The sequence below is a fragment of the Streptomyces sp. NPDC002306 genome (assembly GCF_053593435.1).
In genome coordinates this window covers 1-10,427 of record NZ_JBSFCK010000088.1, presented here as the reverse complement: position 1 = coordinate 10,427, position 10,427 = coordinate 1, and the positions used below count along the sequence as shown (strand labels likewise).

At 64.1% G+C, this 10,427-nt stretch carries 9 protein-coding genes and 1 pseudogene; 8 read left to right on the top strand and 2 right to left on the bottom strand.

Going from position 1 to position 10,427, the window contains the following annotated elements; all coding sequences use genetic code 11:
- The first annotated feature begins 309 nt into the window (after nucleotides 1–309).
- From ACWCQK_RS41145 to ACWCQK_RS41115, 7 genes and pseudogenes are all read left to right on the top strand, one after another.
- The gene (locus ACWCQK_RS41145; RefSeq protein WP_451164271.1) at nucleotides 310–1,038 is read left to right on the top strand and encodes a hypothetical protein; all 729 of its coding nucleotides are present in this window, start codon (nucleotides 310–312) and stop codon (nucleotides 1,036–1,038) included.
- A gap of 480 nt (nucleotides 1,039–1,518) precedes the next feature.
- Nucleotides 1,519–1,800: a hypothetical protein gene (locus ACWCQK_RS41140; RefSeq protein ID WP_451164269.1), complete on the top strand. Its 282-nt coding sequence runs from the start codon at nucleotides 1,519–1,521 to the stop codon at nucleotides 1,798–1,800.
- 175 nt (nucleotides 1,801–1,975) lie between these two features.
- Nucleotides 1,976–2,839 carry a hypothetical protein gene (locus tag ACWCQK_RS41135; RefSeq protein ID WP_451164267.1) on the top strand — a complete coding sequence of 288 codons (864 nt, stop codon included), beginning with the start codon at nucleotides 1,976–1,978 and terminating at the stop codon, nucleotides 2,837–2,839.
- Nucleotides 2,840–3,111: 272 nt separating this feature from the next.
- Nucleotides 3,112–4,491 carry an ISL3 family transposase gene (locus ACWCQK_RS41130; RefSeq protein ID WP_451164265.1) on the top strand — a complete coding sequence of 460 codons (1,380 nt, stop codon included), beginning with the start codon at nucleotides 3,112–3,114 and terminating at the stop codon, nucleotides 4,489–4,491.
- A 147-nt stretch (nucleotides 4,492–4,638) separates the two neighbouring features.
- Nucleotides 4,639–4,989 (top strand): hypothetical protein, encoded by a 351-nt coding sequence (locus ACWCQK_RS41125; RefSeq protein WP_451164263.1) that lies wholly within the window; start codon nucleotides 4,639–4,641, stop codon nucleotides 4,987–4,989.
- 37 nt (nucleotides 4,990–5,026) lie between these two features.
- Nucleotides 5,027–5,158: pseudogene (locus tag ACWCQK_RS41120) on the top strand (IS5/IS1182 family transposase); the annotation flags it as partial.
- Between the two features lie 215 nt (nucleotides 5,159–5,373).
- Nucleotides 5,374–5,514 carry a hypothetical protein gene (locus ACWCQK_RS41115; RefSeq protein WP_451164261.1) on the top strand — a complete coding sequence of 47 codons (141 nt, stop codon included), beginning with the start codon at nucleotides 5,374–5,376 and terminating at the stop codon, nucleotides 5,512–5,514.
- Nucleotides 5,515–5,612: 98 nt separating this feature from the next.
- Here ACWCQK_RS41115 and ACWCQK_RS41110 read toward each other — a convergent pair whose 3' ends face one another.
- On the bottom strand, nucleotides 5,613–6,530 hold the full coding sequence (locus ACWCQK_RS41110) for a 5'-methylthioadenosine/S-adenosylhomocysteine nucleosidase family protein (protein ID WP_451164259.1): 918 nt from the start codon (nucleotides 6,528–6,530) through the stop codon (nucleotides 5,613–5,615).
- Between the two features lie 142 nt (nucleotides 6,531–6,672).
- Here ACWCQK_RS41110 and ACWCQK_RS41105 point away from each other — a divergent pair, with 142 nt between their 5' ends.
- A complete protein-coding gene (locus tag ACWCQK_RS41105) occupies nucleotides 6,673–9,090 on the top strand; it encodes a tetratricopeptide repeat protein (RefSeq protein ID WP_451164273.1) in 2,418 nt (805 codons plus the stop codon).
- Nucleotides 9,091–9,190: 100 nt separating this feature from the next.
- On the opposite strand, the gene ACWCQK_RS41100 is transcribed toward ACWCQK_RS41105, so the two are convergent.
- The gene (locus ACWCQK_RS41100) at nucleotides 9,191–10,036 is read right to left on the bottom strand and encodes a 5'-methylthioadenosine/S-adenosylhomocysteine nucleosidase family protein (RefSeq protein ID WP_451164257.1); all 846 of its coding nucleotides are present in this window, start codon (nucleotides 10,034–10,036) and stop codon (nucleotides 9,191–9,193) included.
- Nucleotides 10,037–10,427: the final 391 nt, after the last annotated feature.

Genomic DNA, 10,427 nt, shown 5'->3' with positions numbered 1-10,427 from the left:
AGGCCCTGCTGCCATGCGTCGGCCCTCACGCGATCACCCGATCAGGAATCCTGTTCGACCAGGCCAGCCCCGTGATCGATAAGCGGATGACGTCTTAGATGCGCGACGCCACCGTGCTTCAGTTGGGTGGCGTGGTGTTTCCTGGCTGGTGAAGGCTTCGTGGGGGAGCGCCTGCCGGGCTGAGTTGCGACCTGCTGCTCATTCTCGGCACGCGGATGGTAGGTGGGAAGACCATGCGACGCTGGCGATCCGCTGGGACGGTCGAGTGTAGAGGCGTCGTAGGCTGGCGCTTGGAGGGGAACAGCGGTGATGACGGACGAGGACATCCAGAAGTGGCTGACGTGGGGGCGCCAGCGGCTTGAGGAGATGGGAGTCTTCGGCTCCCCGGACGGTCTGCGCTGGGCAGCCGCCCACGGAATCGTCCAGTTCGTTTGGCGCAATGGGCCGATCGAGAACGCACACGGCTCCATGCCGACCAAGCGCCGCAAGAACCTGCACGACGGCGTGATGTTCGCCCGCAACACGTGGCTCACGCGGCAGGCGTTTGACGTGTTGGGCTCAGACGACTGCTTCCGCCTGCTGGAGCTGGAAGACACGATCCTGGACCGGCGTGTGGTCTGGCCAGGTTGCGACGGGACTTTGACGGACTTCGGATGGGGCTACCTCGGGGACATCAGCAAACACGTGAAGCAACGGACCAATGTGCTCATGCACTTCGAGGATGATCTTTCGTCAGATGACTTCCTGCTCTTTATTGCCGCCCCCCAGCTCGGTACCCATGACGACCACTTCGGCATGCCAAAGTGGCCCGCCAGCGTGAGGGCGGCGATACGCCGGCTGAACGGGCAGGACGAAGAGTTCCTCCGAGAGCGGAGCGAGCTGATGGAACGCATCCAAGCGGCGGTGCCTGCCCAGGTCACCACTGACCTCTCGGCAACCGAGGCGATGTTGCTGGACGCACCGTGGGAGCTGGGCGCCGAAGCACTGAACTGGTTTGCGTGGAACCCGATTTTGAAGCTGCCGCGTACACAGTCGTGATGTGCAGCGGTGCGCTACTGGGATCCAGCAACGAGCGGCACTGACAGCAACGACTCCTTCTGGCCGCAGGACGCTGGGGGGAGTGTTGCCTAACAGCCTGCTCGCAGAGGACACCTGGCCGGGCCGTGCAGCGTCCTGGACGCCAGCGAGACATACGCTCGCAGGCACGACTACGACCCGAACGCGAGCCGGCACCTGCTGTTCCACATGCTCAAGCCATCGGCAATTCCTGTTGCCCAACTGGCGGCCGACGGGAACACATTTGATGGTGTCCGCTCCACGCGGGCACTACCGTCCGGGACATGACGGAACGTCCTCACGACTGCTCCGACCCTGGACCAGCTTCTTCGCCTCATCGGTATGCTCGGCTCCCCTGCTGAGAGGGGCTTCTGGGGTCGTTGGCGTACCGACCGGGACGGTTTCGCGTACGACAAGATCAAAGCCAGGGCGATGGCACTTGCCTGTCCCGCGACGGAGGGCATGCCTGATCACGGGGGACACGGCTTCGCCGACTACGTCCTGATGCTGGTTGCCACCGACTCCCCGGAAAAGGAGGTGAAGCTGGCCGATCGCATCGGACAAAGAATCACCAGCGGTGACGCTCTCCAGGTGGGGACGCCGTTCCTGGCCGATCTGCGAGCGACGGCATGGAGCGTGTGGCGCGACCACCAGGACGCCACCGCCGCTCGCACCGTCAAGGAGTGGAACAGCGCCCCGAACTCGTACGACATGGAAGCCTGGCGAGCACAGGAGGAGGCGTAGCGGGCGACGCCGCCATAGGCGATCTGGCATGGACCGTTGGCTGCGCTGATTCTCAAGGCCGTGAGCCGCAAGCCATCACCTATCAGGGGCTTCGACACAGGGTCAGCCCAACTGCCACCCGTCAGAGACGGGTTGGAAAGGACTCCGTACCTGTCCGATGCTGTAGGTTCTCGCCATGGCCATGAGTAAGGTGATCGAAGACCCGGAGTCGCGCTTCTCCGCAGTACTGGCGGGCGCAGTGAACCTTCCGGGCGTGCGCATCAGCCGGGAGACGTACCTTCGGCAGGCGTTGGCTCGCTATTGCTCCGAGGACGAGATCCGCAACGCAATCGAGGGGACCCCTGCAATGGCGGGTATCCCGCTCGAGATCCTGGACAAAGCGGCCAACGATTCCATCAACTACGAAACAGCCAAGGTCAGCGCGCTCTCTGCAGCTGCCGGGATACCTGGCCTGGTTTTCCTTCCAGCCACGGTGCCTGCCGATGCGGTCCAGTACTTCGGCCACATGTTGAGAATCGCGCAGAAGCTCGCCTACCTCTACAGCTGGCCCGATCTGTTCTCCGGTGACAGCGATGACCTCGATGACGCGACTAAGGGAGTGCTCACACTCTTCGTCGGCGTGATGTTCGGCACCCAATCGGCGAACACCGCTGTGGGGACAGTCGCAGGGATGATGTCGAAACAGGTCGCCAAGAAGCTTCCGCAAAAGGCCCTTACGAAGGGCGTCATATATCCCATAGTGAAAAGGGTCGCGGGTTATCTAGGCGTTCAGATGACGAAGCAAACCTTCGCAAGGACCGTCTCCAAAGCTATCCCTGTTGTCGGGGCCGTCGTTTCCGGTGGGTTGACGCTTGCGACCTACCTCCCCATGGCGAAGAGGCTGAGGAAGCACCTCTCCAGTTTGGAATTGACGAAGCCGACGCACCGAGTGGTACAGGTGGACGTCGTAGAGGTCCACGAGTCCTCCACCCCGGACCATGTCGAGCAGCATGGCGCAGACGACACTGGCATCGACCTGGAGAGCCCTCATTCTTCCTAAAGGCGCCGCCACACTGCGGGTGAGACTTTTTTGCGCCCGGCGCTGTGAACCTCGAAAGGCCACCTGACGCTTTTGGTGCAGCCAGGGCGCCTTAATTGCGGGCGCGGGCTTCCGATGTCAGCGATCACGCAATTCCCCACTCTGTGCGGTTTGAGCGTCCCGTAATTCGGCTCTGTCGGGGATCTTGTGATGTCGCAGAGCTGAGCTGGGCAGTCTCCAGGGGTGCGGTTCAGCAGTGTTGGGGGGTATTGCTGCATCTGTGCGGTGTTGTCATGGAGTCGATCAAGCGAACGGTCGGGATCATCACGCTTCGCGCGGGGTTTCAGACGTTGCTGGTGAGATGCCCGGGATGCGGTCTGCCGTCGTGGCGGGTGCACGGCCGGTACGTCCGCCGGCTCGGCGACGTACCCGTGTCCGGCAACCCCGTAGTCATCGAGCTGACCGTGCGCCGGTTCAAGTGCCTGAGCAGCCGGTGCCCAGCCGTGTCGTTCGCCGAGCAGATTGAGGGGCTGACCAGGCCGCATGGCCGGCAGACGCAGGTGCTGCGGTCGATGCTCACCTCGATCGCTCTGTGTCTGGCGGGCCGTCCCGGCGTCCGTCTCGCCGCGGTCCTCGGGATCCGTATCGCCAAGGACGCGCTGTTGGACCTGCTCCGATCGGTTCCGCAGCCACCAGTTGGCGCCATCAGATTCCTGGGAGTGGACGACTTCGCCCTGCGCAAGGGTGACTCCTACGCGACGATCCTGATTGATCTGGAAGCCCGCCGCCCGGTCGACGTCCTGCCCGGCCGGGACGCTGAGCCGCTGGCCGCATGGCTTCGCCGCCACCCGGAAGTAGAGGTGATCTGCCGGGACCGGGCCGGCGCCTACGCGGAAGGGGCCCGAAGCGGTGCTCCGCAGGCGATGCAGGTCGCCGACGCCTGGCATCTGTGGCGGAACGTCGCGGACGCGGTGGAGAGAACGGTCGGCTCTCATCACGGGTGCATCCAGGCCGCGTTCGTGGCGACCCCGGTCATGGCGGAGGCAACCGCGAGGGACCGGGTCACGCCGGAGCCGTCCAGGCCGGTGGCCGTCCCGTTCGTCCCGCCGGACGGCACGCTCGACGGCAGCGTCCAACCCCGGCGCCTGGTGGCCCGCACCACAGAGAGATACGCTTCGGTTCAGGCCCTGCTGGCCGAGGGAAAGTCCCTGGCGGCGATCGGCCGTAGAATGCGGCTGGACCACTCCACCGTCCGTCGCTTCGCCCGCGCCGCCAGCCTCGACGAACTCCTGGTCAAAACCACCGGACGACTGTCCGTGTTGGACGAGCGCAAGCCCCACCTCGACGCCCGCTGGCTGGAGGGCTGTCACGACATTCCCCAGCTCCACCGGGAACTACGCGAACGCGGATTCACCGGGAGCGTCCAGTGCCTCCGCCGCTACTTCCGCGCCTTCAGACCTCCCCGCCAACCAGGACGGAAGCAGCAGCCGGTCTCCCGGCCGCAGCCCAGGCTGGCCCCCAAACCCCGACGCGTCGTCCGCTGGATCACGACGCACCCCCAGCACCTCCCGGCCGCCGACGCCGGGGAACTGAAAGAGATCCGCACCGCCTGCACTCACCTCAGGGCTGTCCCGTTAATCCCTGGCTGCGTAGGCGTGGGGCTGGCAGGATGACGGTCATGACCGCAAGCCGAAGGGCCGATGCCGCGTAGACGGCCTGGTGCCATGCGCGCCCAGCAACATGGTCCTCGCATCTGGGAGGAACCGCAGCCGAGTCGGATCCACGGGCTCTCCGCCCGTACCAGCCTGGCGATACATCGAGTGGAGCGCCTGTCGGGCGACTATTACGTCTTCCCCGGTGCCACGGCCCGCGCACTGCGGCGCTATCAAGCGTTCTTGCAACCGTCGGGGCGGCGGCCCTTGTATCCCCAGGACGCCCACTGCTCGTGCAGTGGCTGTTCCTTCGACGATGTGCGGCATGCCCGTGACGTGCTTGAGGAAGTTCTGCAACGGCTGCCCTTCCGGTCCCGCGCCGAGCTGAAGCATCAAGTGGCAGCCCTGGACACCGTGTATCTCGACCGCACTCTGCCTGATCCCTTCGCTGATCGTCGGCAGTGGCGTGCTGACCTCTGGTGGCATCGCCGTCTCACGGTAGGCGGGGAGGCGATGTGAGGTCCGTGGTCCGATCCAGGACTGGGAGGCCTTCAGCGTGACTGGTGTGATCACGGTGTCGGAGCCCTCCTGGATAGCCCCGTTTACCGGGCTGAGCCCGCGTTCCTTCGGCAAGCTGGTGAGCGCGCTGCGTCGTGAACGTGCAGATCCGGTCCGCAGTCACGACCCTGCGACATCAGATCCCCGACAGAGCCGAAATACGCGAACGTCCACAGCGGCCGCGAGTTGGGTCTTGCCGACACCCCCCATGCCGACCAGCACGTCCCTGTGCACGGTCTGTCCAGGCAAAACAGCAGACTGACCACCGACCAACGTCCGGCGCAGTTGCTCCGCTTCGGCTCGACCCTCAAAACTCCCTGCCTGGGGCGGAGGCACTCAAACCTGATGCGGCAGAGCAGCCCGTGCCCGGAAAGCGGCGGGGTAGTGGTGCTGGACGCCCACGACCGGGCCGGCGAAAAGGCCCTCTCGGAAATCGACGTGATCCCTGTGATGGTGCCGAGCCACTCCCGTGTCAGCGTCGCGTGAATCGTCGCCTCTTCCCCGGATCGCGGCCACCACCACGGAGGAAGTTGTCGAGATCGTTCGCAGACTCCTCTGAGTCCCCCCGCCGTGACGTTCCACGGCTACTGCTTGTTGTCGCCTTGGGGCGTCTCTGTACTTACCACCTTGCCGATGACCGTACCCATGAAGAGGTTGCCTCTGAAGTCGACGTGATCGCCACCGTAGGCGGTATGTGACGGTTCGGATCCAGGCGCTGAGCCGGACGTCCGTTCAAGCTCGGACAGTACAGCGACAGCTACGGCCACGGCATTGGCTGCGGCGTGCTCTTGAGATTTTGCTTGGTGATGTCCTTTGGAGGCGTCAGCTTTGTCACTGATGCCACGGACGGTGAGGAAATCCATCGAATCGATGAGGTGGGCGGCGTGAGCAAGGCCGGCTCCCTCCATCTCTATGGCGGCGGCATCGCTGGATGTTGCCCTGAGTAGGGCTGTGGGGTCGGCTTCCGTGAGCTGTACGTCGCCCGCCGCGATCGGCCCGAAGTGAACAGCCCAGTCCCACATCTGCTCAGCGCGACGCACGGCCAGGCGTGAGACTTGGACCATCCGGTGGGAGGCGCTCCAGGCTCGAGGCCTGGCATAGATGCCCTCCGGGGTTTCCACACCGCCGCGGTAGGCGTAGACGCGTGTGGCGACCACAACATCACCGATCTCCATGTCTGCGCGCAGGCCGGCAGCGAGGCCAACGAAGAAGAAGAATTCGGGATGGAACATCCTGGTCAGCTGGTCAACAGCCCTGACCATGCCTCCGTGCTGAGCGTCAACTTGGGCGAGGACGACCCGCCCAGAACCGGGCGTGAGACGGCCCGTATAGATGTTCAGCCCCGAGGCCGTCTGTAGCGTTTCGACGTCGATGAGGTGCGCGCGTACGGCCGCTGTTTCGACGGCGAGTGACGTGAGGATCGCCGGAGGGTGCTCTGTCGCGTCTGCCACCTGACCACCCACCTGTGCCTGCGCGGCGTCCTCTTTGGCCGAACGGCCCACTCAGAGAACACGTTAGGGCATGACACGGCAGGAACGACGGCCACATGTGCGAAATGGCTGCCGGGAAGCGCCGCGGGTCACTAACTTGTTGTGAGGATCGCGGTACTGGGCCCGGGGGACGACCATGAATGCCGCCTTGACGGTGCTGCTCACCACGCTGGCGGATGGTGGGCTCGGACCAGATGGTGAGCAAGCCCTACGAGAGCTTGCGGTGCTGCTGCCGGGGATGCCCGCCAACTCTGCGCCCGAGGCGCTGGCGGATGCGGTGGCAACACAGATGGTGCAAGACCCGGTTCTGGAACAAAAGCTGCTTGCCTGGAAAGCTGGTCTGGCCCCCCTCCTCGAAGCAGATCTCGGCACGGCTCGTGCGGTCGCCATGGCCATGGAAACGCATGCGCCGGGCAGTGGTGGTTGGTACCAGGGCGATCACCTGGACTTCGGCACGGGATTCTTCCGGGGAACAGTGATCGGAAAGCAGATCATCAACAACTACTACGACGGACCCGGGCCCAGACCACCCTTTCGTCAGCCTCAGGCCCAATTGCCCCCCGCCACAGTTGGATTCGCTGGGCGGACCGAGGACTTGGAGCGACTTCTCACCGCACTCCAACCGCATGAGAGACCGAAGGGGCACCTTCCGCAGCCGCTATCGTCACACAAGCCACGTGCTCAGCGCCCCGTGGCTGCCGTCACTGGGATGGCAGGCGTCGGAAAGACCGCATTTGCCGTACAGGCGGCCCACCTCGCAGACGACAGAAACTGGTTCCCCGGCGGCACCCTCTTCATCGACATGGAGGGCTACAGCGCCCATCCCCTCGCCCCGGATCGCGCTTTGCCTTCCCTGCTGCGTGCGCTTGGCGCCCGCCCTGAGGACATCCCAATGGACGGTAATGAGCACGCTGGCCATTACCGCACTTTCCTCAAGGCCAGCGAACGTGTGCTCATCGTTCTCGACAACGTCTCCTCGCCGGGACAGGTGCAGCCTCTGCTGCCTGGTGATGCGCGCCACCGCGTCCTGATCACATCTCGTGACAAGCTGACGCAGCTCGGTGCGTACGTGCTGTCGCTCGAAGAGCTCACCCCGTCCGCCTCGCTCGAACTGCTCGACCATGCTCTGCGCGATACAAGCCCGGATGAAGACAGGCGCATGACGGACGACCCAGACAGTGCGCTGCAGCTCGCAATCCTCTGCGGGCACCTTCCCCTGGCGCTTCAGATCGCGGCCGCACTGCTCGCGATCGACCGTGCCAAACCCCTGCGCGAGCTGGTGGACGAGCTGACCGAGTCACGCACCCGCATCGACATGCTGGACGATGGCTACCGCAGTGTTCGCGCCGCGTTCGATCTGTCTTACCGCCGTCTGCGGAGCGAAGATGCCCGGCTTTTGCGGCTGCTGGCCATGTCTGCCGGACCTGAGGTAGGGGCGGACGCGCTCGTTGCCCTCCTGGGAGACCTCACGCCGAATCCTGCCGTCTTGAACCGTGCTCTCGGTGCTCTGGAACGCGTCTACCTTGCCGAGCGGGGTAGCGCACGCGAACGCTGGCGACTGCATGACCTCGTGCGTGCATACGCGATGAACATCGTGAGCGGTGATACGGAACTGAGCGAGGAAGGGATCACGGCAAGGCAGCGGCTTCTCGCCTACTACTGGAAGCGCGCGGACGCAGCCGACAACGATCTACGTAGGCGTGATCGCACTTCTCCGGCAGAAGAGCAGGCGGCTTTGGCTTGGTTCGACTTGGAACGCCTGATCCTCGTGGCTGCGGTCCAATGGGGTGTCGAAGAAGAGCGACACGCTGTCACCGCTGTTGACCTCGCACTGTGCCTTACGGAATACCTGCGGCGGCGCGGCTACACGGATGACGCGATCACCGTGAGCAAGACTTCGATGGAAGCAGCCAGACTGGCGGAAGACCCCTTGCGCGAGAGCATCTCTGTCAGGAGCTACGGAGACGCACTGCAGCGTGCCGGGAGATTCCATGAGGCTGCCGACGCATTTCGCCACGCTCGCCGGCTCTTCCAGGAACTCAAGGATCGATCTGGCGAGGCACAGGTACTGGGTGATCTGGCAATTGCCCTGACATATCTCACCCGATACGAAGAGGCGGAGGAAGCCCTGCTGTCGGCACTCGCCGCACACGTCGATTTCGGCAACCGCCAGGACGAAGCCCGAGTACTCAACAACCTCGGGGTGATCTTCCAGGATCGTAGACGGTTCATCGAGGCGGTCGATGCCTTCAACCGAGCCCGCAGTATCTTCCACGAACTCGGCGACGCATTGAACGAAGGCGCGGCCTGGACGAACCTGGGTGCGGCTTTGGGCGCGATGGGCGATGCGGTGGGGGCAGCCGAAGCCTACGAGCGCGACGGAGAGATCCGTGAACGGCTCACGGACTGGTACGGCGTCGGACAGGCATTCCGCGCAGGGGCCCGGATGTGGGAGAGGGCTGGTGAACCGACATCAGCCCGAGCGTCCTGGCAGCGTGCCGGGAAAGCATTCCGTCTGGCGGGCGCGGAAGGCGACGCTCAAGACGCGCAGAAGCAAGAAGTCGGCGACTAAGGACTGCACGGCAGAGCGCAGCAGGGGATGACAGAGCGAATAGAATACGGGCCACTGAGCCGTACGGGCGCAGCCGTAATTCTTCCTGACTTCGGTCGTCTCAGTCTTTCGTTACCACCTTGCCGATAACGGGATCGTGAAATGTCCCCTTGAACTCGAGATGGTCCCCTCCATAAATGTTGACTGCCGCGTCCACAGCGGCACGCCGCTCCTCTCCTGCACGCCGCTCGTCGACAGGCTTGAGCTTACCGAGCACAGCAACCGCTGCCGCTGCGGCGTTCGCTGCGGCACGCTCCTGCCAGCCCTCCTTCTCGGCCTCCGCCTTGTCGCCATCGGCCTTGTCGCTGATACCGCGGATGATCACGGCATTGAGCTTGTCGCTCACATGTGCAGCATGAGCAAACCCCGTGCCCTCCATCTCGATAGCGACCGCGTCTGCATATTTGGTCCGCAGGAACTCCGCGAGATCCGACTCGTGGTCAGCCAGTACCACGTCACCCACCGCGATCGGTTTGAATTGCGCGGTGTCTTCGAGGGCCTTGCGGGCTGCCTGGTCAAGACGGTAAGACACAGGCCACGCTTCAGGCCGTACATCAAAACGCCCGTCTTTGAGCTTTCCGCCGTGGATTCCATACACCTTGGTAGCCACGACGACTTCACCCACGTGAATGTCTTCCTTCAAACCGCCGGCGATCCCGACGAAGAAGGCTGCCTGCGGCCGAAACCAGGCATCTGCTCGCATAGTTGCCGTTGCCGCGTTCAACGTGCCAACTCCGGTCTGCAGCAGAGCGATACGCCAGGGAAGCCCGGGAATCCGGCCGATGTCCGCGTAGGTACCATCGGGGTGATCTACCTCCTCCACGTCGGACAGGAGGGCCTTCACCGCCTTGTACTCGAGGGGGAGAGCAGTCAGGATCGCCACGGTCGGCTGCTGAGTATCTGTCACACATCCAACGTACTGCCAGTTTCCAACGCACACACGGAGAATCACCCCGATCGCGACCGTACCCGCACGATGCGACACCCATCCTGGCGGCGGCGAGCGTGTCTGAGCTTGACTCTGTCGAGGATCTTGGAGTTGTCGAAGTCAGGTGCCCAGGGTGCGCCAGGATTTTGGCCTGGGGATCCCGCACCGGTCGAGGTAGCTCTGGAAGGCGGTCGGTCGTCGGGAAGGGGGTGCCTTCTCGGTTGGTGGGAGACCACTGAGGCGCTCGATGTTGATCGCGATGGCCGTCAGGACGTGCTAAGGGCCCGCAGAGGAACAACATGCGGGCGGCCACCCCACCGAACTGCGGCGTCAAGTCTCAAAACCGGCAAGTTAATTCTCTGCGGGCCCT

Excerpts from the sequence above, each read along its gene's own strand:
- ACWCQK_RS41140 (WP_451164269.1), top strand. The coding sequence starts at position 1,519 with ATGCCTGATCACGGGGGACACGGCTTCGCCGACTACGTCCTGATGCTG.
- ACWCQK_RS41130 (WP_451164265.1), top strand. The coding sequence starts at position 3,112 with ATGGAGTCGATCAAGCGAACGGTCGGGATCATCACGCTTCGCGCGGGG.
- ACWCQK_RS41115 (WP_451164261.1), top strand. The coding sequence starts at position 5,374 with ATGCGGCAGAGCAGCCCGTGCCCGGAAAGCGGCGGGGTAGTGGTGCTG.
- ACWCQK_RS41135 (WP_451164267.1), top strand. The coding sequence starts at position 1,976 with ATGGCCATGAGTAAGGTGATCGAAGACCCGGAGTCGCGCTTCTCCGCA.
- ACWCQK_RS41145 (WP_451164271.1), top strand. The coding sequence starts at position 310 with ATGACGGACGAGGACATCCAGAAGTGGCTGACGTGGGGGCGCCAGCGG.